Source organism: Vibrio sp. MM46, assembly GCF_027587135.1.
In the GTDB taxonomy this organism is placed as follows: Bacteria; Pseudomonadota; Gammaproteobacteria; order Enterobacterales; family Vibrionaceae; genus Vibrio; species Vibrio harveyi.
In genome coordinates, this window is sequence record NZ_JAPPTO010000007.1 from 115,527 (window position 1) to 138,739 (window position 23,213).

16 protein-coding genes are annotated in these 23,213 nt (G+C 43.6%); 3 read left to right on the plus strand and 13 right to left on the minus strand.

Annotation, left to right across the window (positions count from 1 at the left end; all coding sequences use genetic code 11):
• Window positions 1–25: 25 nt before the first annotated feature.
• The 5 genes from OH459_RS09970 to OH459_RS09990 all read right to left on the minus strand — a co-directional run bounded on the left by OH459_RS09970 (window position 26) and on the right by OH459_RS09990 (window position 7,435).
• Window positions 26–1,684: an AAA family ATPase gene (locus OH459_RS09970; protein ID WP_269986535.1), complete on the minus strand. Its 1,659-nt coding sequence runs from the start codon at window positions 1,682–1,684 to the stop codon at window positions 26–28.
• Window positions 1,684–3,768: a transposase gene (locus OH459_RS09975; RefSeq protein ID WP_269986537.1), complete on the minus strand. Its 2,085-nt coding sequence runs from the start codon at window positions 3,766–3,768 to the stop codon at window positions 1,684–1,686. Before OH459_RS09975 ends, OH459_RS09970 begins: the two co-directional genes overlap by 1 nt.
• Window positions 3,755–4,585, minus strand: a complete 831-nt coding sequence (locus tag OH459_RS09980; RefSeq protein WP_269986538.1) for a TnsA endonuclease N-terminal domain-containing protein — start codon at window positions 4,583–4,585, stop codon at window positions 3,755–3,757. The genes OH459_RS09975 and OH459_RS09980 overlap by 14 nt, the downstream gene beginning before the upstream one ends.
• Window positions 4,586–4,725: 140 nt before the next feature.
• Complete coding sequence (gene glmS / locus OH459_RS09985) at window positions 4,726–6,558, minus strand: glutamine--fructose-6-phosphate transaminase (isomerizing) (RefSeq protein WP_005450449.1); 1,833 nt, start codon at window positions 6,556–6,558, stop codon at window positions 4,726–4,728.
• A 115-nt stretch (window positions 6,559–6,673) separates the two neighbouring features.
• A complete protein-coding gene (locus OH459_RS09990) occupies window positions 6,674–7,435 on the minus strand; it encodes a DeoR/GlpR family DNA-binding transcription regulator (RefSeq protein WP_005450450.1) in 762 nt (253 codons plus the stop codon).
• A gap of 432 nt (window positions 7,436–7,867) precedes the next feature.
• On the opposite strand from OH459_RS09990, the gene pykF reads away from it, so the two are divergent.
• Both pykF and OH459_RS10000 read left to right on the plus strand, forming a co-directional pair.
• Window positions 7,868–9,280, plus strand: coding sequence for a pyruvate kinase PykF (gene pykF, locus OH459_RS09995; protein WP_005450451.1), 1,413 nt, complete (start codon window positions 7,868–7,870; stop codon window positions 9,278–9,280).
• A gap of 151 nt (window positions 9,281–9,431) precedes the next feature.
• Window positions 9,432–10,109, plus strand: a complete 678-nt coding sequence (locus tag OH459_RS10000; protein WP_017190055.1) for a GntR family transcriptional regulator — start codon at window positions 9,432–9,434, stop codon at window positions 10,107–10,109.
• A 92-nt stretch (window positions 10,110–10,201) separates the two neighbouring features.
• Here the strand turns inward: OH459_RS10000 and OH459_RS10005 are convergent, their stop codons facing one another.
• From OH459_RS10005 to OH459_RS10040, 8 genes are all read right to left on the minus strand, one after another.
• Window positions 10,202–12,082 carry a sensor domain-containing diguanylate cyclase gene (locus OH459_RS10005; protein WP_269986539.1) on the minus strand — a complete coding sequence of 627 codons (1,881 nt, stop codon included), beginning with the start codon at window positions 12,080–12,082 and terminating at the stop codon, window positions 10,202–10,204.
• Between the two features lie 112 nt (window positions 12,083–12,194).
• Window positions 12,195–12,689, minus strand: coding sequence for an acetolactate synthase small subunit (ilvN, locus tag OH459_RS10010; protein ID WP_005450454.1), 495 nt, complete (start codon window positions 12,687–12,689; stop codon window positions 12,195–12,197).
• A 1-nt stretch (window position 12,690) separates the two neighbouring features.
• Complete coding sequence (locus tag OH459_RS10015; RefSeq protein ID WP_239924021.1) at window positions 12,691–14,415, minus strand: acetolactate synthase 3 large subunit; 1,725 nt, start codon at window positions 14,413–14,415, stop codon at window positions 12,691–12,693.
• A 449-nt stretch (window positions 14,416–14,864) separates the two neighbouring features.
• On the minus strand, window positions 14,865–16,673 hold the full coding sequence (locus OH459_RS10020; protein ID WP_009698844.1) for an AMP-dependent synthetase/ligase: 1,809 nt from the start codon (window positions 16,671–16,673) through the stop codon (window positions 14,865–14,867).
• Window positions 16,674–16,972: 299 nt separating this feature from the next.
• A complete protein-coding gene (gene calR, locus OH459_RS10025) occupies window positions 16,973–17,932 on the minus strand; it encodes a LysR family transcriptional regulator CalR (RefSeq protein WP_005430441.1) in 960 nt (319 codons plus the stop codon).
• A gap of 532 nt (window positions 17,933–18,464) precedes the next feature.
• Window positions 18,465–19,511 carry an MJ1255/VC2487 family glycosyltransferase gene (locus OH459_RS10030; protein WP_050904027.1) on the minus strand — a complete coding sequence of 349 codons (1,047 nt, stop codon included), beginning with the start codon at window positions 19,509–19,511 and terminating at the stop codon, window positions 18,465–18,467.
• A 3-nt stretch (window positions 19,512–19,514) separates the two neighbouring features.
• A complete protein-coding gene (locus OH459_RS10035) occupies window positions 19,515–20,063 on the minus strand; it encodes a phosphatase PAP2 family protein (protein WP_005450458.1) in 549 nt (182 codons plus the stop codon).
• Between the two features lie 216 nt (window positions 20,064–20,279).
• The gene (locus tag OH459_RS10040) at window positions 20,280–21,068 is read right to left on the minus strand and encodes an SH3 domain-containing protein (protein ID WP_005450460.1); all 789 of its coding nucleotides are present in this window, start codon (window positions 21,066–21,068) and stop codon (window positions 20,280–20,282) included.
• Window positions 21,069–21,602: 534 nt separating this feature from the next.
• On the opposite strand from OH459_RS10040, the gene leuA reads away from it, so the two are divergent.
• Entirely contained in the window at window positions 21,603–23,150 is a 1,548-nt protein-coding gene (leuA, locus tag OH459_RS10045) for a 2-isopropylmalate synthase (protein WP_005450461.1), read from the plus strand.
• The last annotated feature ends 63 nt before the right edge of the window (window positions 23,151–23,213 follow it).

Genomic DNA, 23,213 nt, shown 5'->3' on the forward strand with positions numbered 1-23,213 from the left:
TAAGGGACAGGGAAGCAGTGCAATATTAAACCGCCTTTTCTAACAGTGACTGAATGTCTAGAATCAAACCCGACTTTGACATTGCTGTGTACACTTCATTATCAGAATCAGATTGAGAGTGAACAAACCTCAAATCCTCACTATCAAGGGTATGCCACTGAGTCTGTTTGATTGCGGATGCCCTCTTGCCCTTACTTGGCTTAGCCTCTTTTTTAGATTTTAACAGCTCAGGATTGGCAAGTTGCTCATGTACCAATGGGAGTAAGCTTATCCATGTCAAATCAGGATGTTGATCAAATAGCTGTCGTATTACAGGAGCTAAAAGCGTTGAGTCAAACTCATCTTTTAGGGCCATATATACACGTCGCTCTTCATCGGTTCTGAGCCGTTGATATGCAAACTCCTCTGGTGTCTGTTGAACAGTTGTTGCTACCTGTTTTTGCAACTCAAGTAACCGTTTATCAGTGTTGCTTAGTTTAAGGTCTGAAAACTTAATCATTTCTTCGACATCACCCGAGCGAAGAGCAGCTAGCATTGGGTGAACAGGTTTTAATTCATCCTCGTAAACCTGTTGCATTAATTTAGGTGTGATCCTTTCTACTTTTGTCGCGATTGCTCTCAGCTGACACAAGACATATAGCTTAACCACAATATCCAAGACACCTTGGCTTAGCTCATACCATAGAGAACGAATGTCATCCGACAACACCTCATCACGTTTTTGTAGCCATTGAAGAGTCCATAACTTATCCGTGAGCGCTTTCCATTCTCTTCCTTCTTCCATTGGATCCCAAAAAATCGCTCCAAGACCAGAGCCTCGCCTTGCAGATCTCATATCAGCCTCAAATATCTCGCGGGCTCGTGGTGTTCCAACCAAAATCACAGGAAGGCCAATGGTATTTACTAATGTCACAAAGAAGTTAAGCATTTTCTCAGAGCCACCAGAGCGAGAACGGCTAAGGTGCTGTATTTCATCAATAATAAGAACACCTACTGCATGAGCATTTGCAACCTGAGCCATTGCAGCTAAAAGTGTTTCAATACTCGGTCTTTTGCTCATCGAGTATTGTCTTTCGTAGTTGGATGTCCCTAATGCTCTATCCATCGCACGAAAAAAGTTCAAGCACAGCTCTTTCAGTGATCCATCATGGGAGCAGTCAATTTTTAGATAAACGACTTGCTCAAGATTTCTGTCAGGGTGGTAAATAACTTGAGGGTATAACGACAAAAGCTGCTTGATCGCTGTTGTTTTGCCATTACCGCTACATCCAATCAATGTCATACTTTGGGCTGTAGAACTAACTTCCGTGAACTTTATCGCCTTTAAATCACCAGTTAATACACGTTCGTAACCATTTTGTATATGTCTTGCCCAATCACCTGTTTCGGGGTTTCTTCCAACATAACCACGCCGTATCATCAGTGACAGTCGTTCGTGCAACTGTATGTGCTGACTGAGGGGTTGAAAAAAATCATCAATAACACGACAGATACTATGCGCTCTTTCAATACCATTTCGATGGATATCTTCTGCGGTACACCTCAACGAGCCCTTTAGAGCACTCGAGTCGTCCAAGAAGCTATTTATTGGTGGTAGTGCCTCTATCAGCGGGTTACCTAGATAAGCTGAGAGTGTTGCACCTTGATAGACTGCAACTACACGATGATCTTGATTTCTCTTCATCAGCTATCACCCTCATCATCAAAGAGCTCCGGTATGAAGTCAGGCAGTTGATAACTTTCCTCCTCTCCATGTATAGGTATAACCGGTGCAACTTCTTCTTGTTTTGCCCTCGCGGGCTGTATTGCTAGTTCCTTTCTCTCTTGCTCTCGCGCATTCCGTTTATTGCCTTTGATGTCATTTATCTTTTGCGCGTTGCTCAATGTACTGGTTTTACGATTTTTTGTAGCTTTCTTCAGTTTCTTTTCAAGAAGATCATCAAAATCTCGTTCTACGGGTGCAAATTGATACTTAGCTTCAGCTAAAATCTGCTTTTGATATGCTTGACGCTCCCATACTTGATACCAAGTTAGATCACGGAACTCTCTACTTCGACTAGAAAGATCACAAACCCAAAATGTATTTTTTCCTTCTTCAGGAAACAGATATATGTGATTAGCAGAACCAAGCTCATAGGCTGCAAATAGTTTTTTAGGTCTAGACACTTCCGAAGAACGGTGCATCCAACCTGTCTGAATAATTTCTTTTCCTGTGTAGGTTAATCCCCATAACTTTATGCCCAATTCAGATACAGTGACTTTTTGACGAGGTAACAGCAGTATTTTTGCAATATCCGTATCAATAGCTCGTAAACGCCCAGTACGATTCTGTAGGCCCCACCTCCAAAGCTCAATAGGGATCGATGGAAGGCTTTCTGGCATATCAGGAGCACGATCGTACTTATCCAATGGCTTGTTTAAGTTGTGAGCAAGTATTGAATAGAGCAGTATTTCAATAAAGTCTGATCTCGCCACAGCAGCTTCAACTCTATAGTCTCTTTCACCATGCTTCTTAACCTTGTTACCAGTTACGACACCTGGCATATAGGGCTTGAACTTAGCCTGCAATGTACCAAATGATCTCTCGACAATGCCTTTAGCATCGCCTCTTCGAGGTGGAGCACTTTCAAGGCGAACACCAATAGCATCAACCAAATAATTTGCTTGATGGCTCATCAATTCGCCACGATCAGCCAGCAACACATCGGGAATGCCTATGCATGGCCACTGTTCTTCTGAAATATCGATACCATATTTTGCGCAAGTTTCTATTTTGCTGCTAAAGCTGCATATCAGTGCTTTCATTGCAACGGGGAAAGATGGGTTATCGAAACCAATATAAAACCCTGCAACCATACGGCTAAAAACATCAATGACCATATAAATCGTCGGCCGACCGATAACCTTGTCTGCATCGTCATCATCGACCAAGTAAATATCTGCAATGGTGGCATCAATCTCATATCGACTCCCTGGGCCTAAAGCTTGCTCGGTTGCAGTTCCATGTAGTGGCCTAACATCTTTATTGTAATTGCCTTGAGGTGTTTGAACGGTAAGCTTTGTGACATTGCTATACTCGGTTTTGTAGAAGTATCTAAATTGGCGGAGTGTTGGAATTTCATGCTCTTCAACACCTGGGTTCTTTAACTTATATGCTTTTGAAAACTTTCTATGTGCATAAGCAACGGAGTCCCCTTTATCATTCATCAAATATTTATCACAAATAATTCGGAACTGTTTTCTGATTTCTTCAGTGACTTGTTTGCCATCACCGACACCGTAAACCCTAGACTTACCAGCTTTATTTGTTGTGAAGTTTCTTCTCTTTCCGGCAGCGCCTGAGTTTTTGTAGTCTGGTATTAGGGCATTTTTTATTTGTCCACGCTGCCAATATCTCCGAACTAAACGATAGATGGTCGATTTGGTTTTATTTGAATTGGCAACCGCATGACTAACCCTTTTTGCTCGAACCCTTTTGTCAAATGCTCCTTCACCATCTACGATAGGCTTAATCAAGTCAAAGTCGTTCTGCCTTTTCTGATATGCATTTGACTCTTTGGTCCAAGACTCTCCTTGAAGGTATGAATAAGGGTCCGGAATTTTTTCTATACGCCCTTCATCAACCCAGTTACGGCATTCATCAAAATAGACTCTTTCCGGTAAACCTTTATCCTCATCAATAGCAATCCAATAGAAGTAATTTGTCTCGGTAAAAAGCACGCGGTAAGCCTTACCGTCAAACGCTAGAGTTTCGTTAACTGGCCACATTATGATGCCCCCCGAACAAAGAAACGCTTCTAAACGCAATTTCTTTCGCTTTCAAACTATGAAATGGTAAACGAATATCGAACGTTATAAGCCTTGCTGCACACATTAAACGAATATCATAAAGCGACTGACCAAGATCTTGCTGGTATGCCATGTCATACTCTTTACACAGATCAACGACTTTTCTTTCTGGGTGTTGAACAAAATAAGCACTGATATGCCCAAAAGTAAGCGATAGCTCATCCGTTATTACTTCATCAAAGTACCCCTTAACCCCGTATAACCACTCAATATTCGATACGACTGTTTTGTCTATCTCTTTATCTGTTACGAGGAACCAGGGGATTCTTTTTAGCTGCCAATAACGGCGTTCTATTTCTAGCTTCTCAATAGTTCTCGGATCTTTTAAGTCTTTAGAATATTTTGCTTGAATAGCGAACTTGGGCTGAGTTTTAGAAGCGGTGCTAACCAAAAAGTCAGAGGACATGACAAGATTTACCCCTCCTTGCGAAGGGTGCCAAAGTTGACCGTCCTTGGAAATATTGAGAGTGTCATCTCTGTTGAGTGGAAACTGCTCACGAATGTCTGTTACGGCAGGGTTATGGTCTAGAAGGAGAAAGACTGCGAACTCAAGATCCGATAGTACATGATGAATCCGCCCCGTTAGGTGAGAGTAAACTCTCTGAGATCGACCTTCTGAAGGAACCTCATTGACATACAGCCACGGCTTATAGCCAGAAAGCCTTCCTGCACCTCGGCCTTCACTTATCCGCTTGATGATCTGCTTTTCAGTTAAAACGTACTTTGATTTTGCCATAACAAAAACCCGGTCAACTTTTAATCAGTTTAACCGGGTTTAAAAAGTTTTCAACTTTAGTGGTACAGTTTCAAACTTTAATGTCACAGTTCCAAACTTTAATGTCTACCGACAGTAATCTTAATCACACCATGTGTTGATTATTCTACGGTTACCGCTTTCGCTAGGTTACGTGGTTGATCTACGTCCGTACCTTTGATCAGCGCTACGTAGTAAGAAAGTAGCTGCATTGGAATGGTGTAGTAGATAGCCGCCGTGATTTCACTAACGTGTGGCATTGTGATGATCTTCATTGTCTCATCACCTTCAAAGCCTGCGTCAGCATCGGCAAATACGTAAAGCAGACCACCACGAGCACGTACTTCTTCAACGTTTGATTTCAGCTTCTCTAGAAGATCGTTGCTTGGTGCAACAACCACAACTGGCATATCTGCATCGATCAATGCTAAAGGACCGTGTTTCAATTCACCTGCCGCGTAGGCTTCTGCGTGAATGTAAGAGATCTCTTTTAGTTTTAGAGACGCTTCCATCGCGATTGGGTAGAACTCACCACGACCTAGGAATAGAGTGTGGTGTTTATCGGCAAAGTCTGGTGCTAGTGCTTCAATTTCTTTTTCGAAAGACAGCGCTGCATTGATTTGTTTCGGTAGAGCGTGAAGCGCTTCTACGATCTCTTTTTCTTTCTCTTTGCTAATGCGGTTTTGTTGCTTACCAAGTGCCGTCACTAGCATGAGTAGCGCAGAAAGCTGAGTCGTGAACGCTTTAGTTGATGCCACACCGATTTCCACGCCTGCACGTGTCATGAATGCGAAGTCAGACTCACGAACCAAAGAAGAACCCGCTACGTTACAGATGGTCATTGCCGCCATGTAACCCTTCTCTTTTGCTAGGCGAAGTGCTGCTAGCGTATCGGCGGTTTCACCAGATTGAGAAAGCGTGATCAATAGGCTGTTTGGACGCGTCACAAATTTGCGGTAACGGAATTCAGACGCGATTTCTACATCACAGCTCACGCCCGCAATGTCTTCAAACCAGTAACGTGCTGTCATACCAGCGTTGTACGATGTACCACATGCAACGATTTGTACGTGTTCCACTTTGCTTAGGATTTCTGCCGCGTTAACACCGATTGCTTCAGTGACAACAGAGTCTGCCGTGATACGACCTTCCATTGTGTTGATCAACGCTGTTGGTTGTTCGTAGATCTCTTTCTGCATGAAGTGACGGTATTGACCTTTGTCACCTGCGTCGTGTTCCGCGTTTGATTCTGTGATTTCGCGTTCTACACGCTCACCTGTTGCATCAAATACCGTTACGTCACGACGAGTGATCTCAGCAACATCACCTTCTTCTAGGTACATGAAACGGCGTGTTACGTTAAGTAGCGCAAGTTGGTCAGACGCGAGGAAGTTTTCACCCACACCAAAACCAATAACGATTGGGCTACCTGAGCGCGCCACAACAATACGTGAAGGATCTTTACGATCCAGTGCCACTGTACCGTATGCACCTTCAAGTTGTTTTGCTGTTTTTTGTACTGCTTCAAGCAATGTTTCTGAAGTGCGAAGCTCCCACTCAACCATGTGAGCGATAACTTCAGTATCCGTTTGAGATTCAAATACGTAACCGCGAGATTGAAGTAGCTCACGTAGCTCTTCGTGGTTTTCGATGATGCCGTTGTGTACTACTGCGATGTCACCAGACATGTGTGGGTGTGCGTTCACTTCTGAAGGCTCACCGTGTGTTGCCCAACGAGTGTGTGCGATACCAGTACCACCGATCACTTTTGCTTGATCAACTGCGTCTGCCAGCTCTTGTACCTTACCTAGACGACGAATACGCGTTAGGTTGGTTTCGCCATCAACGATCGCTACGCCCGCTGAGTCATAACCGCGGTATTCCAAGCGACGTAGACCTTCAACCAAAATTTCTGCAACATCTCGTTGTGCTACTGCACCTACGATTCCACACATGTGTTTATCTCCGTTTGTAGTTTTGTTCTTCCCTAGCCATGGTTTCAAATAGAGGCAGCAAGCAAAGGCCTTTATCCAGAGGGAAGTGAAATATGAAACTGTTTACTTAGTTAGATTAGGCGCAAATGACTTTTACGCCATGTTGTTCAATCTGTGCTTTGTGTTCTGGCTGTAACTCTGCGTCGGTAACCAATACATCAATTTGGTCCCAAGCCAACTCTAAGTTCGGAATTTTGCGTCCGACTTTTTCAGACTCGATCATGACAATGACTTCACGAGAGACTTCTGCCATGACTTTGCTTAAGCCAACCAATTCATTGAACGTTGTGGTTCCGCGCTCTAAATCGATACCATCAGCACCGATAAACAGCTGGTCAAAGTCGTAAGCTCTTAGTACAGATTCGGCTACTTTGCCTTGGAAGGATTCTGAGTGCGTATCCCAAGTTCCACCTGTCATTAACAGGGTAGGTTCGCTCTCTAATTCGTTAAGTGCATTTGCGACATGCAACGAGTTGGTCATTACAACCAAACCACGTTTGTCGTTTAATTGCTGAATCAATGCCGCTGTTGTGCTGCCACTGTCGATCACAATTCGGTTATGATCACGAATCAGTGATGCTGCCGCTTTTGCTAGACTTAACTTTCGACTCGAAACAATTGGACTCAATTCTTCATGAATAACTTCGGTTGGAATCGAAATCGCACCACCGTAACGGCGCAAAAGTTGTCCATTTTTCTCTAAAGAAGCTAAGTCCTTTCTAATCGTGACTTCTGAGGTTTCAAATTTCTGCGCCAGTTCATCAACGCTGACTTCCCCAAGCTCATTTACTAGGTTAGAAATGGCGTGTCTTCTTAGTTGAGTGTTTCGTTTCGACATTTATGTTTTGATTTTAAGTTTCGGTTTGAAATTTATTATAGTCAAAACGAAACTTTTAAGTCCATTTATTTCGATCCAAAAAATTAATATTTCTCGATAAAACCTTGTCCTAAGACAATTCTTAAACAGTGATATTGGATTCATTCGGTGGTAGAATTCGCCACCGAAAAGAAAAAAAATTACAGAATTGAAGGTTATTTTTTTGCAACTTTCTGCATATAAAGTGGGATTAGTCACAAAAAGGTAACCAAAATCGCCGATCTTTTAGTCATAAAATGACTAAACTTGGTGAAAGACTTACAGAATCTGAAGTTCCAATAATGCGGCGGAAAATCGGTGGGTGACAGGCACTAAATGTCATCAAAACGCCCTAACTTCAGAGTAAACAACCGACTTTCAAATTGTAACTATACTTACCGGAGAGTATCTTCCATGAAAAAGACCAAAATCGTTTGTACGATTGGCCCTAAAACTGAATCTGTAGAGAAGCTAACTGAACTAGTAAACGCTGGCATGAACGTTATGCGTCTTAACTTCTCTCACGGTGACTACGCAGAGCACGGCACTCGTATCGCGAACTTCCGCCAAGTAATGGAAGCTACAGGCAAACAACTTGCAATCCTTCTAGACACTAAAGGTCCAGAAATCCGCACTATCAAACTAGAAGACGGCAACGACGTTGATCTAGTAGCTGGTCAAGAATTCACTTTCACAACTGACATCTCAGTTGTAGGTAACAAAGACAAAGTTGCAGTAACTTACGCTGGTTTTGCTAACGACCTAAACGTTGGTAACACTATCCTAGTAGACGACGGTCTAATCGAAATGGAAGTGCTTGCAACTTCTGAAACTGAAGTTAAGTGTAAAGTTCTTAACAACGGTGCTCTAGGCGAAAACAAAGGTGTTAACCTTCCAGGCGTTTCTGTAAACCTACCTGCACTATCTGAAAAAGATAAGAACGACCTTAAATTCGGTTGTGAGCAAGGCGTTGATTTCGTAGCTGCTTCTTTCATCCGTAAAGCTTCTGACGTTCAAGAAATCCGTGAAGTACTTGCTGCAAACGGCGGCGAGAACATCCACATCATCTCTAAGATCGAAAACCAAGAAGGTGTTGATAACTTCGACGAGATCCTAGAGCTTTCTGACGGCATCATGGTTGCTCGTGGTGACCTAGGTGTTGAAATCCCAGCTGAAGAAGTAATCTTCGCTCAGAAGATGATGATCGAGAAGTGTAACCGTGCACGTAAGATGGTTATCACTGCAACTCAAATGCTTGATTCTATGATCAACAACCCACGTCCTACTCGTGCGGAAGCTGGCGACGTTGCTAACGCGGTAATGGACGGTACTGACGCAGTTATGCTTTCTGGTGAAACTGCTAAAGGTAAGTACCCAGTTGAAGCGGTAACTATCATGGCTCAAATCGCGAACCGTACTGATTCAGCTCTAAAAGCTGAGCTAGGTTCTCGTCTAGACAGCCCACGTCTTCGCATCACTGAAGCAGTATGTAAAGGCGCGGTAGACACAGCTGAAAAACTAGCTGCTCCACTTATCGTTGTTGCAACTGAAGGTGGTAAGTCGGCACGTTCAGTACGTAAGTACTTCCCAACTGCAAACATCCTAGCACTAACGACTAACACTAAGACTGCTGCACAGCTAGTTCTAACTAAAGGTGTTACTCCAGTAGTTGTTGAGTCTATCCAAAGCACTGACGCGTTCTACGTAGCAGGTAAAGAACTTGCTCTAGAATCAGGTCTAGGTAACAAAGGCGATATCGTTGTTATGGTTTCTGGTGCTCTAGTAGCTTCAGGCACAACGAACACAGCTTCTGTACACGTTCTATAAGACTGAAGAATTCAATCATCAGTTCAATAAAAAAGAGGGCTTCGGCCCTCTTTTTTTATATATTTAATCTTGCCCTCATAATCAGTACGCTGTATTATCAATCACAACCGAACTACGTACTGTTTAGTTGTCGTCACGATAATAAAATTTCATGAGGTTGCTTGTGTCCAGTCCTACTCTTACCGACAAAGTTTCGAAAATGATCTGTCAGGACATCCTGACGGGTGAATTAAAGCCAGGTCAAAAGCTTGTGGTTGCTGACCTGAAAGAGAAATACAACGTTGGTGCATCACCTATCCGCGAAGCACTTGTGCAACTGTCTTGGAGCAAGTATGTAAAGCTTGAGCCACAAAAAGGCTGTTGGGTTGCGCCTGTGTGCAAAAAAGAATTGAACGACCTATACGAAAGCCTTCGTGTGGTTTCTTCTGTACTGCTTAAGAAAGCAATCTTGGCGGGTGATGAAAGCTGGGAATTGGACGTGCTAACGTCATACCATAAGCTATCTCGTCTGAACTTTGACGAAACATTCTGTTGGAAAGAGTGGGAAGAGCGCCACCATCAGTTCCACGTCTCTTTGTTGGAAGGTGCTGATTCAAAGAACATGTTTGAGTTCTTCAGTGATCTGATAAACCAAATCAAACGCTACCGCTACTTTGCGATGCAAACATTGAACTCTGAGCAAGATGCTCTGTTCAACATTGATGAACATGAGATGATCATGAAGCTTGTTCTTGCGAAGAACAGCGAAGAAGCAATGACACTGCTTGATAAGCATTTATTGAGCTCAATGCAGCGTATTGAAACCGTACTAGAGCTAGAAACGGCTTAATCATATCGTCGCCCAATAGATAGCAAAAAATCGGGGTTATCCCGATTTTTTTATTTGCTAGAGAAGCCAATTACTGCTTTTTCTCATCGCCTCTAAGCAATGTCATCAAAACTGTGACAAATCGACACTCGGTTCCGCCCTGCACTTTTTGACTCGTACAGGGCAATATCGGCACATTTGTAACTGCGAGTTCTATCCGCAGTCACATCGCTGTAACCCACACTTACGGTCACTGAACGGTCACTACTTAGCTCTACTGCAACACGCAAGCGATTCAAAACCACTTCCGCCTCTTGCGTAGTAGTGTGCGGCATGATCACCGCGAACTCCTCTCCGCCAACTCGAGCCACGAAGTCGGTGCTTCTCACCCCACGAAGTAAAGTTTCAGCCACCGTACAAATGACTTTGTCGCCTTCATCATGCCCCAGTTCATCGTTGATACGCTTGAAATGGTCGATATCAAACAAGGCTAAACAAGTCGTGGGTGTATTCGGATAGCGTTCAACCAAGTTGGTATATTGTGCAAGCTGCTCTTCAAATTTACGACGATTCCAAAGGCTAGTTAAACCATCTTTCTCACTTAAGTTGCGCAGCTTTTCTTCTAGCTCTTTACGCTCCGAAATATCCACCAGTGAAGAGATGTAATAACTGACCTTACCAGACTTTGCCATAATGGCTTGAATACGCATAATGGCAGTAAACACATGATTAAGTTTAGTACGACAACGCACCTCACCTTCCCATACTTGCTCAACACCCAGTTGATTCCAAATCGCCAGAATATTTTCAATGTCTTCGGGGATAAAAATCAGATTGTGGGCATTCCAGCCTCGTAAGCGAGAATTCGAATAACCCATCATGTTTTCGAACTCTTGGTTAACCATCATAATTCGGTGTGAAGTATCCGATATCATCACTGCGGTCATGCCATCCAGTGCCGCTCGAGCCAGCTTGGACTCAATGCTATGGCGACGATAGTGCAGTGCTAAAGTTGTTATCGGGAGCGCGAAAACCAGCATCAAGCTTAAAACAAAGAGAGCTTCTTGCAATAAGTCATCAATGTCTCGATCAGCTCGCTCTAAGAGCTGTTCTTGCGAAAGATCGATAATTAAATGAAGAGACTCCCCCGGCACAAAGTTAATCGTATTAAAGATCACCAGATGGTTACCATCGTATTCGTAGCCCATCTTTTCTGCCCCCATGTTCTGCCAAACTTTGGGGTGAAGCAAACCAAAGTTGAATCGAGAGCGAGCAGGAATAATATCGCCATACAGCTTGTCATTATGAGAGCTCGCAACGTAGTAACCCGCTTGGTTGATAAGCTCGATGTTAAAATCTCTTACAGGTGAGTAATTTAAACGTGACGATAAATATTGAACGTTGATGTTCAGTACCAGATAGCCTTCGCGCGTGCCATCCATCGCAACAGGCATCATGATACGAATCGATGGACTGTACGGATAAACGAGCTCACTATTTTCTCGTTCTAACTCTATCCCCCAAGAACCGATCTGGTCATTGCTAAGATTCTGAGCGAATTGGAAATAAGCTCGCTCGGACTTATCTTGCAAAACCTGAGCTGGCGCAGCAATGCCCGTTTTGAAGTCGTAATTAATCCGTACGTTCTCTTGCCCTTCAAGGTTTAGGAAACGTATCTGTCGATACCATTTTTGGTTAACGGCGACTGAGCTCCACACCTCTTGTAAAATGGCGAGATTTTTGTCGCTAGGATCACGCAAATAATCGTAAAGGCTTTGGCTATGACCGAGTAGATCACTGATGGAAGAGATTTGATCTTGAACGTTGTTATATTCTCGCTCGGAATACGCGAGTTGATGAAGAGCCTCTTTAGCGGTGCTCTTGACGTTATCCGCTAACAGCGTTTGATATTTCTGATAGTAGTAGATTGAGATGAGCGCGCTAAAAAATAGCGTCGTCGCCAACAAAGCGCTGACTAACTTCCTGACTTTCACGCGTTCTACTACTCACATTGATTACGAAAGCAGCAATTATATCACTGTTTGTTATTTTCTAAACAAAAAGCCATCGAACAACGATGGCTTTTCTTAAATGCATCAGATTTCATTAAGGCTTGAGGCAACGTTCCCCGCGAGCAATGCCTACGACACCGCTTCGAGCCACTTCGACCACTTCCGTAACTTCCGAAATCGCTTGGATGAAAGCGTCCAGTTTCTCACTGGTACCCGCAAGTTGCACCGTGTATTGAGAAGCCGTGACATCAACAATCTGACCACGGAAAATATCCGCGGTACGCTTCACTTCAGCACGAGCAAAACCACTCGCTTTTACCTTGACCATCATCAGTTCGCGCTCGATGTGGTCAAATTCCGTAACTTCTTGCACTTTGAGCACATCGATCAGCTTATGCAGTTGCTTCTGAATCTGCTCCAACTGCATTTCATCAGAGTTAGTCGTGATATTTAGACGCGACAGTGTTTCGTCATCAGTTGGTGATACGTTCAACGATTCAATGTTGTAACCACGCTGAGAAAACAAACCGACAACGCGAGACAAAGCACCTGGCTGGTTTTCCATTAACAAAGAAATAATGTGTCTCATATTAAGTACGCTCCGTTTTGCTTAGCCACATCTTGTCCATACCCTCGCCTTTGATCTGCATTGGGTAAACGTGTTCGGTTTCATCTACGTTGATGTCGACAAACACCAAACGATCTTTCATGTCGAGCGCCTTTTGGAGACCCGCTTCTAGCTGATCTGGCGTTTCGATACGAATACCGACGTGACCATAAGCTTCTGCAATCGCTGCAAAATCAGGAACAGAACTCATGTACGAGTTAGAGTGACGACCTTGATAAATAATGTCTTGCCATTGTTTTACCATGCCTAGGAAACGGTTATTCAAGTTAATGATTTTTACAGGGATGTCGTATTGCATGGCCGTCGACAACTCCTGAATATTCATTTGGATACTGCCATCACCAGTCACAATCACCACTTCTTCTTCTGGCATTGCGAATTTCACACCCATACCAGCAGGTAGACCGAAGCCCATTGTGCCGAGACCACCCGAGTTAATCCAACGGCGTGGCTTATTAAATGGATAGTACAGCGCCGCAAACATCTGGTGCTGTCCCACATCAGACGCAACGTAAGCGTCTCCCTTGGTTAGCTTGTGCAGTGTTTCGATAACTTGTTGCGGCTTAATGCGCTCAGGAGATGTCTCATACGCCAAGCAGTTGCGATCTCGCCATACTTGAATGTCTTCCCACCACTGACCTATCGCTTCTTGATCGTTGTTATTGCCCTGCTCGTTGAGCAGACCAACCATGGTCGCTAATACTTTTTCAGCAGAACCTACGATAGGCAAATCAACTTTCACATTTTTCGAGATAGAAGATGGGTCAATATCAATGTGCATCACTTTAGCATTCGGACAATACTTCTCTAGATTATTAGTCGTACGGTCATCAAAACGTACCCCAATACCAAAGATAAGATCCGCTTCATGCATCGCCATGTTAGCTTCGTAAGTACCGTGCATACCTAGCATACCAAGCGAGTTTTTATGTGTACCCGGGAAGGCACCTAACCCCATTAGTGTGCTTACAACAGGAAGGTTTAACTGCTCCGATAGCGTTTGAATATGCTCATGCGCACCGGAAATTACCGCCCCACCACCGATGTACAATACTGGTTTCTTCGCTTCAACAAGCGACTTCAACGCTTTTTTGATCTGACCTTTGTGACCAGACGTCGTTGGCTTATATGAACGCATCGAAATGCTTTCTGGGTACTCGTAAGGAAGCTTGATTTGCGGGTTCAAAATATCTTTCGGCAAATCAATCACAACCGGTCCAGGTCGACCTGTTGTCGAGATGTAGAACGCTTTTTTGATCGTTTCAGGAATGTCTTCCGCTTTCTTGACGAGGAAGCTGTGTTTCACAACAGGGCGTGAAACACCCACAATGTCACACTCTTGGAAGGCATCATTACCAATCAGGTTGTTTGGTACGTTACCTGAGATAACAATCATTGGAATTGAATCCATGTATGCAGTCGCAATACCTGTGATGGTATTGGTTGCACCAGGACCAGAACATACCAGTACGACTCCGGGCTTGCCCGTCGCTCGCGCATAGCCATCTGCCATATGGGTAGCGGCTTGTTCGTGTCTTACTAGTACGTGTTTGATTTGATCGGTTTTGGCGTGCAGTGCGTCGTAGATATCTAAAACGGACCCGCCAGGGTAACCAAAGATTTGCTCTACGCTCTCTTCAATCAGAGATTGCACAACCATCTCTGCGCCTGACAACATTGCTGTCATAATTTGCTCTCCTTACCAGTTTTCCTCACCGTAAGGCCAACGGTTTGGTCTGGTTTTACATAGTCTAGGTCTTATTCGTAGCCTAATAGAAATACTTCCACTTTTTCAGCTATGTCTTACGTCTGTCATAACAAAACGCAAGGTAACACAACAAATGTAACGTTTTATTATCAACGGGTCTAATGAGAGTTGAATCAAATTTTAAACAAGATGCTATAAATCAGAACAAAGGCAGGGTTTGACGCTAACTAAGTAGCGCAAAATAGAATCAAGATAAGAAACCAAAAGAAAATAAAGTGAATAATTTCACTAGAAATGGCAACTTTCAGCGAAACTTCCTTCATAAGTCACAACTAAAAGTGTGAAAGACGGTCATAAAAAATCCCCAGCAGCACAATATCAGGCAACTGGGGACATTTTCATCAATCTGAAATCTAAGTTAGCTTAAGTTACTTTTTATCAGACTTTTCAGTGTACATTTCTTCGATTTCGTCTTGGTATTTGTCGTTAATGACTTTACGACGAAGTTTTTGTGTTGGGGTCAACTCACCATCATCCATCGAGAATGCTTTAGGTAAAAGTTTGAATTTCTTAACTTGTTCAAACTTAGCCAGTTCTTTCTGCAGGTCATTAACACGCTTCTCAAGCATCTCAACAATCTGATGATGTTTGATCAATTCAACACGATCGTGGTACTTGATATTTAGTTCTTTCGCATACTCTTCAAGTGAGTCGTAACACGGAACAATCAGAGCCGATACAAATTTACGTGTATCTGCGATGACAGCAATCTGCTCAATGAAGTGGTCTTTACCGATTGCACCTTCTACGACTTGAGGTGCAATGTACTTACCGTTTGAAGTCTTCATCAGTTCTTTGATGCGGTCAGTAATGAACAAGTTGCCATTTTCATCAATGTAGCCTGCATCGCCAGTCTTCAAGAAGCCATGTTCGTCAAACGTCTTCTCAGTTTCCTCTGGCATTTTGTAGTAGCCACGCATCACCATTGGACCGCGCACTAAAATTTCGTTGTTTTCACCAATCTTAACTTGAGCGCCTGGCATTGCCATACCGATAGAGCTCGGATCAAAGCATTGATCATCCCAACAAGATACGGTTGCCGTGGTTTCTGTCATACCGTAGCCAAGCTTAACATTGATGCCAATTGCGTGGAAAAAACGCCCAATGGTTTCATCTAGCTTCGCGCCACCACATGGCATGAAATTAATGCGTCCACCCAATAATGCACGTAGCTTGCTCAACACTAGTTTGTCTGCCAAAGCATAAGATTTACGTAGCATCAGTGATGGCTTGCGGTTTTCTTGATGACAAGCAGCCATCTTCGCACCCATGTTGACCGCCCAAGTAAACATAATTTTGCGATGGAATGGTGCACGTGACACTTTCTCGTGGATCGCAGAGAAGATCTTCTCATAAAAACGAGGAACCGCACTCATCACGGTTGGGCGTACTTCACTCAGGGCATCACGTACTTGCATGGTGTCTTGCAGGTAGCAGTTGGTACCACCTTTATAAAGCACATAGAATGTCCATGCACGCTCAAACACGTGTGATAATGGCAAGAAACACAGCGATACGTCGTCTTCAGTTAAACTCAAGCGCTCATCATGACCTTCAAGTTGGGCAGAGATGTTCGCGTAATCTAGCATTACACCTTTCGGTTGACCTGTGGTACCAGAGGTGTAAATCAGGGTCAGTAGATCTTCTTCTTGCGCATGTTCTAAACGAGTTTCTAGCTCAGCTTGGTGACTAACGTCGCCCTTAGCAACGAAGTCTTTCCATGTCATGGCAAATGCATGATCGCCTAGGTCAATATCATCTGACATCGCAACGATCAGTTCTAGCTGCTTACATTCATCGAAAATGCTAACCGCGGCATCAAACTGTGGCTGCTCACCAACGAACAACACTTTGACGTCTGCGTTATCAATGATGTAAGCCGATTGAGCTGCGGTGTTAGTTGGATAGATAGGTACGGTAACGCCACGCAATTGCAGTGCTGCAAAATCAGCAATGGTCCATTGCGGCATGTTATTTGAGAAAATACCGATCTTATCTTGAACGCCCAATCCCTGAGCCAAAAGCGCAAGTGACAAAGCATCTACTTGCTGACCAAACTGCTCCCAAGTAATACCTTGCCATGTGTCGCCGACTTTATGTTTAAGCGCAACACGAGTACTACCCTTCGCAATTTGTTCACGAATACGTTTTACGATATGAAAATCTAACTTGGCCATTCTTTACATTACCTTTTGGCTTACAGGCGTAAGCTATTTGAGCGCACAAGTGTAACCTCGACGCTTAAAAACGCAACTGACCATTATCAAACTTATCATTATTAAGAGACGACTATCACTAATGAGAGCATAGCAGGTCTTTAACTGCTGAAGGTTTAATCAACTTAAGTCGCTGTTTCGACTATTAAATAGCGGACATAAAAAGCCCCTGAGAGACGGCGTTCTCTCAGGGGCAAGGAATTGTAAAAATTGATGATTACAAGTCCAGTCTGACCAGTTGATCAGGCTAAAAATTCAGCTTATTTAAGCGCAACAACTTCACCACAAGTGATCATAAGTTGGTCACGTAACCAGATGTGGCCTTTGTCCTTCTCACTTGATTCGTGCCAGCTTAGGTAACCACTGATTTCCTTGTTTTCAAATGGGAAATCTAGGATTTGCAACTGGTCGCTGTTCACTGCATTCTCAGCCATCCAGCGAGGAGCGATAGTCACAAGCTCAGATTGGCTTACTACGTATAGCAGGTTGCTTAGGCTTGAACCTTCATAAGCGGCTTGGCAATCAAGTTCGCGGTACGCTTGCTCAGAGAAGCTACGTTGACCATGTACACGTGATAGCTTCGCGTGTTTCTCGTTGATCAGTTGCTCAGCAGATACACCACCTTGGATGCGAGGGTGCGTCTTAGAAGCAATAACCACTAGCTCATCTTTAAAGATTTCAGTACTTGAGAAACCTTGATCATCAAAACGTGCGTAGTCAATTACGAAGTCGATTTCTTGGTAGCGCATACGCTCAGATAGAAGGCGATCAAATTCCGCATCTAGGTGTAGCTGTACGCTTGGTGCTTGCTCGTTAATATTAGCCATGATTCTCGGTGCGAAACGCATATCACATGGGCTACAAATCGCCAGTTTAAACAGACGAGTTGAAGACTCAGGTTGGAAAACTGAGCTTGGAAGTTCGTTACGAATAAGCTGTAGTGCTTGGCGGATAGGACCAAACAGTTGACGAGCACGCTGAGTTGGCTGAATACCACGACCCTGACGCATGAATAGCTCATCATTAAACATTACTTTTAGGCGAGCAACCGCATTACTTACTGCTGGTTGTGACATGCCAAGGTTATGTGCTGCACGAGTAATATTTTGCTCTTGCATCACTGCATCAAATACGGTCAATAGGTTTAAATCTACACCACGCAATGTGCTTTCCATACGGTAGCTAGCAATTGCGCTCATCGCGTCTTTTTTATCTAACATGGAGTGCGCCTCTTATGTAATCGTCAACTTGGTTCAATGAATTCTTAACGAATAGAATCTCTTTGCACACAAACGACCGTGGCTGGATTCAAATCATTTTTTAAGGAATAGAAAACCGAATTTGTATTATATTTATCGTCCAGATATTTCCGGCTCGAACCGTACTATCAACTAATCAATCAAGGTTTCGCAACTAGATTGATATTTAATCATTAAATTTTAGCCAATTAGTTATTTATTCCATATTTATCATATCGTTAAGAAAAACATAAAAAAGTATAAAACGCCTAAATCAGAGGTTTCTTACAACCTATTTAGCACGTTAATGACAATCTACAGGGATCATACAACCCATTTACCCTGCTTATTGTTTGCATTTGCGTTCAAAAACCAGCATCAATAGTTAAGTTCACAAAACATGCAAATCAGTTAAAGAGTCAGCAAAATGACCGTGAATAGAAATGATATAGAAGGCATAAAAATGCAGCCAATCAGCGCGTGAATGACTGCAACTTAGAAGATAAATCGGACGTTAAATATTCGATACGTAACTCGGAAAATCGACTTGTTCCCATAGTTGTTCAGAGAGTTTTTCAGGTGTATCCCAAGCACCTTGTAATACCCAGTTGGCGATCGCTTTTGCAACATCAGGATACTTCACGCTTTCTGCTTGTTGTTCTTTCAACCACTGACGTACCGTCGAAATATCAAGATTTTCCATCGAAGATGCTAGCCCTAAATCTTCCAATGTTGCGACGTTACTTTGCTGTTCAAATTGCCCAGAAAGCGGTTTAAGTAATAGCTTCTTGCCAAGAGAAAGGGCTTCCGATGGCAGTTCAAAACCACCATTGGCAATCACTCCACTACAACGTTGCAAATGAGATTGAAAGTTAGTGTGACACAGAGGTCTTAGTTCAATATTTTCCACTTGCTCACACTCAATCACGTTCGGGTGATAACAGACAAAAGACTGTTGATTAAAATGGAACAACAAATCGCTGATGTCTTCTATTGATTCAAACGGAAGATAGACGAGAACAAAGTCATCATTACCACTCGTTTGCTCAAGCGTATGAACGATAGGTGGTAAGATCGGCTGATCAAAGTGATACCAATGCAAGCCTAGGTGGTGTTGCGAAGGAGCAAAATGCTCTATGACGGATTTATCCAACCAACTCGCCCCCTTAAGAGGTACTGGGTAGCGGAATGCATTTTGATGACTGATACCAATACAAGGTTTGTTCTGCTTACGAGCAGCCCAAGCCGAGACGGGTTCGAAATCATTGATCACCAGATCATAAGAAGACAAATCCAGCTGGTTTACTTCTTGGATAAACTGAACCAAGTTATTGCGTAATGCCGTTTTAGCATAGCTCACGGCGCCTTTCTCTGTCACAAAGGTAAAGCCACGCCGAGTTTGATAGTTTCCAAAAGACTCCATTGAAAAGTACTTTTCTGGTTCGCGTCCAGAGAAAAGAAAATCAACCTGCACGTCGTGAGTTTGAAAAGCTTTACTCATGGCTCTTGCGCGGGCGATGTGACCATTTCCTGTGCCTTGAACACCATACAGAATTTTCATCCATTAACCTCCAATGAGCCCAATTGCCAAAGAACCACATAGGCTCCCCAACAAAGCACCAATGATAATGTCAGTAAAAAAGTGCACGCCAAGCAGAATACGTGATGTCCCAATCAAGGCTGCCCAAGTGAAAGCAAATATGCCTAAGTCTGGATAAAAATGATGAATGAGCGTCGCCATCAAAAAGCCCGCCGCAGTATGACCTGACGGTAAGCTGTAGCGGTCAGAAGGAGTAATAAAGGCAGGAAGCAACGCGCTCAATTCCTCAGGACGACGGCGCTTAAAGCTGTTTTTCAACACCCAGTAAATGGGTAATTCGATGGCAAATGCGGTTAACCCGGTAATCAAGAACCAATGACCATGTTGCTTATCAAGTAGCCAAGCTAACAACCCTAACACCACATAGAGGTGTCCATCCCCACTATGAGAAACTCCTTTACTGATATTCGCGACTTGCTGATTAAATCGATGTTGTAAACACACACTGGAGAACGCCAAATCAAATTTAGCAATGCTTGCCATTGGCTGGCTAATTGTCTCTAAAGCTCGCATGTAACATTCCTTTACTTTGACCTTTATATGAAAACTAGGCGTGTAAGGTGACAACTACATGACGAGAATTTGGATAATTAATGACACGTTATCATTTGCAGCAGGGCAGAAAAAACGGCGGGAGTTAAGAGTAGCACTAAGCTCGGTAATCGTTACGTTGATCAACCGAGCTCATAAGTACGAAGATATTCACCCAGAAGATCTGAGCATAAAAGATCAAGACTGATTGGAAGCAGAGACTGGTGCATCGATGTACCAGATCTTTCTTTGTTTACGACATGCTCTAAGCGAGCCGGTGGTCATGTGACCATCTTTCGTGAGCTCATAGCTCAAATCACGGCAAGTATAGCTACCGAACAATTCGTTTTTCCCTTGTTCGCTTGGCTCAACATTATGCTTTAATAGTGGATTAGGCTTGATCGACAAAATGTCTCGGTTGACGACATTACTACGAGCGTAGTCTTTGTGTACGTAACCTCTAATCACACCTTTTTGTTCGACCAGCAACCATGGTTCGCCTTCCACTTTAGCAAGAGCATTAAAGACCTCACCTTTGGTTAGCTCTCCCAGCTTCTCTCCTTTTAAGCTCGGTTTTGCTCGCAAATTAAGAGTGGTCTTTGAGCGATATGAAACATCCATAAATTCAAGTGTATTTGACGTATCCACTCCCTCTACAATAGGACGACTTACTTCTGCTTCCTTCCATTGATTTGGCTGGACACGGATCTTCCACCAAGAGTAAGTGTCTGGATCTTTACCTTTAAACTTGTCACGGTTATCCGACTCTAACGCCACCAGCATTTGATTTAGAAAGGATTCACGTCCATCTTCACTCAAGTATTCATCCATTTGGTGGTTGATCATCAAGACACTATGAGCATGATCGCTCGCCACCACTGAAGAGGTCGCCTCTGTCGGTTGCCCAAATTGAAGTAACTGACACCCAGATAAAGAAACCAGAGCTAGAGCCAGCGCAGAACGTCCAAGTTGTTTCGCTAAATCCATTAATCCCTAACCTATTTGCCTCAAAAATTCGGTAGATACAACCGTTCTACTATAAATCGCTCTGCTGAATTTATGCCAACCAATTGCCTCCTTTGTGTGATAGCTCGCAAAGCATGCAGTATCAAAACAATGAGAAGAAGATGGTGAGCGTGATCTTAGTCGCGGCAATAATTGTTGTAGCACAAACATCTCCCCTTTCTTCACATTGAAGACGTCCATCATTGATAGAAGATTAATTCACCTACTGATCCGATATGAATAAAAAATCAACTTTAGGGTTGACGTGCTCCATTGAGTGCGGTACTAATTTGTTAACTTAATTTTGTGGAATGCTTAACAACTATGTCAGCACGTTTTTCTATCCTGCTTAGCCTCCTCCTGATCGTGACCAGTTCGCGCGGGTAGGCTGTGGAAGAAAAATAACCACACCAATTTCTTAGAAACCCGCATGCAAATGCGGGTTTTTTTATATCTAAATACCGGAAGTAAACGATTAACTTGCGCAAAAGTGCAAAAATCATGAAGGAAGCAAACATGAACGATCAGGTCATTATATTCGACACCACATTGCGTGATGGCGAACAAGCGTTGTCAGCAAGCTTGACGGTTAAAGAAAAACTGCAGATTGCCTATGCGCTTGAAAGGCTGGGCGTTGATGTTATCGAAGCGGGTTTTCCTGTCTCTTCACCAGGTGATTTCGAGTCCGTACAAACCATCGCAAAACACATAAAAAATAGTCGAGTTTGTGCCCTTTCGCGTGCCGTTGCGAAAGACATCGATGCCGCCGCTGAAGCACTAAAAGTCGCTGATGCTTTCCGAATTCACACCTTCATCTCCACTTCGACTGTTCACGTTCAGGACAAACTTCGCCGCAGCTACGACGATGTGGTTGAAATGGGTGTTAAAGCAGTAAAACACGCACGCAATTACACCGACGACGTCGAGTTTTCTTGTGAAGACGCAGGGCGCACTCCAATCGACAACCTATGCCGCATGGTTGAAGCCGCTATCGATGCGGGCGCAAGCACCATCAACATTCCAGACACCGTTGGCTACACAGTACCAAGTGAGTTTGGTGGCATCATTGAAACCCTATTCAACCGCGTACCCAACATCGACAAAGCCATCATCTCTGTGCACTGCCACGATGACTTAGGTATGTCAGTCGCAAACTCTATCGCAGCCGTCCAAGCAGGGGCGCGACAAGTAGAAGGCACCATTAACGGTATCGGTGAGCGTGCAGGTAACTGTTCTTTAGAAGAAATCGCGATGATCCTAAAAACACGCCAAGAATTCATGGGTGTGCATACCGGTCTAAAACACGACGAAATCCACCGCACCAGCAAGTTGGTTAGTCAGCTATGTAACATGCCAATTCAGAGCAATAAAGCGATCGTTGGTGCCAACGCATTCAGCCACTCTTCAGGCATTCACCAAGATGGGATGCTAAAGAACAAAAACACTTACGAGATCATGACGCCTGAATCGATCGGTCTTAAAAACCAAGCTCTGAACCTAACCAGCCGAAGTGGTCGTGCAGCCGTGAAAAGCCACATGGATTCAATGGGCTACAAAGAAGAAGAATACAACTTAGATGCGTTGTACGAGGACTTCTTGAAGCTTGCCGACCGTAAGGGTCAAGTATTTGATTACGATCTAGAAGCCCTAATGCACTTCTCAAACTTGCGTGAAGAAGATGATTTCTACAAATTGAACTACCTAAGTGTGCAATCAGGCAGCGTAATGGCGACCACCAGCATCAAGATGCAATGTGGTGATGAGGAAACGTGTGAGGCTGCAGTCGGCAATGGTCCGGTTGATGCGCTATACCAATGTATCTACCGCGTGACAGGTTACGACATCGTTCTAGACAAGTTCGACCTAACGGCAAAAGGTGAAGGTGAAGATGGTCTTGGTCAAGCAGACATCATCGCCAACTACAAAGGTCGTAAGTACCACGGTACCGGCGTTTCTACCGATATCGTAGAAGCATCTGGTCAAGCGCTATTACACGTCATCAACAGCATTCATCGTGCCGATAAGATTGAAGAGATGAAGCAAAAGAAAATCGCGACAGTTTAATGTGATTCATTGGGGTCTGATTTACATCTCAGACTCCAACCAAATTCGTTTAGATAAGCTCAA

Excerpts from the sequence above, each read along its gene's own strand:
- pykF (WP_005450451.1), top strand. The coding sequence starts at position 7,868 with ATGAAAAAGACCAAAATCGTTTGTACGATTGGCCCTAAAACTGAATCT.
- OH459_RS10040 (WP_005450460.1), bottom strand. The coding sequence starts at position 21,068 with ATGGATTTAGCGAAACAACTTGGACGTTCTGCGCTGGCTCTAGCTCTG.
- glmS (WP_005450449.1), bottom strand. The coding sequence starts at position 6,558 with ATGTGTGGAATCGTAGGTGCAGTAGCACAACGAGATGTTGCAGAAATT.
- ilvN (WP_005450454.1), bottom strand. The coding sequence starts at position 12,689 with ATGAGACACATTATTTCTTTGTTAATGGAAAACCAGCCAGGTGCTTTG.
- OH459_RS09980 (WP_269986538.1), bottom strand. The coding sequence starts at position 4,585 with ATGGCAAAATCAAAGTACGTTTTAACTGAAAAGCAGATCATCAAGCGG.
- OH459_RS10015 (WP_239924021.1), bottom strand. The coding sequence starts at position 14,415 with ATGACAGCAATGTTGTCAGGCGCAGAGATGGTTGTGCAATCTCTGATT.
- OH459_RS10030 (WP_050904027.1), bottom strand. The coding sequence starts at position 19,511 with ATGAAAATTCTGTATGGTGTTCAAGGCACAGGAAATGGTCACATCGCC.
- OH459_RS09975 (WP_269986537.1), bottom strand. The coding sequence starts at position 3,768 with ATGTGGCCAGTTAACGAAACTCTAGCGTTTGACGGTAAGGCTTACCGC.
- OH459_RS09990 (WP_005450450.1), bottom strand. The coding sequence starts at position 7,435 with ATGTCGAAACGAAACACTCAACTAAGAAGACACGCCATTTCTAACCTA.
- OH459_RS09970 (WP_269986535.1), bottom strand. The coding sequence starts at position 1,684 with ATGAAGAGAAATCAAGATCATCGTGTAGTTGCAGTCTATCAAGGTGCA.
- OH459_RS10000 (WP_017190055.1), top strand. The coding sequence starts at position 9,432 with ATGAGGTTGCTTGTGTCCAGTCCTACTCTTACCGACAAAGTTTCGAAA.
- OH459_RS10035 (WP_005450458.1), bottom strand. The coding sequence starts at position 20,063 with ATGCGAGCTTTAGAGACAATTAGCCAGCCAATGGCAAGCATTGCTAAA.
- leuA (WP_005450461.1), top strand. The coding sequence starts at position 21,603 with ATGAACGATCAGGTCATTATATTCGACACCACATTGCGTGATGGCGAA.
- OH459_RS10020 (WP_009698844.1), bottom strand. The coding sequence starts at position 16,673 with ATGGCCAAGTTAGATTTTCATATCGTAAAACGTATTCGTGAACAAATT.
- calR (WP_005430441.1), bottom strand. The coding sequence starts at position 17,932 with ATGTTAGATAAAAAAGACGCGATGAGCGCAATTGCTAGCTACCGTATG.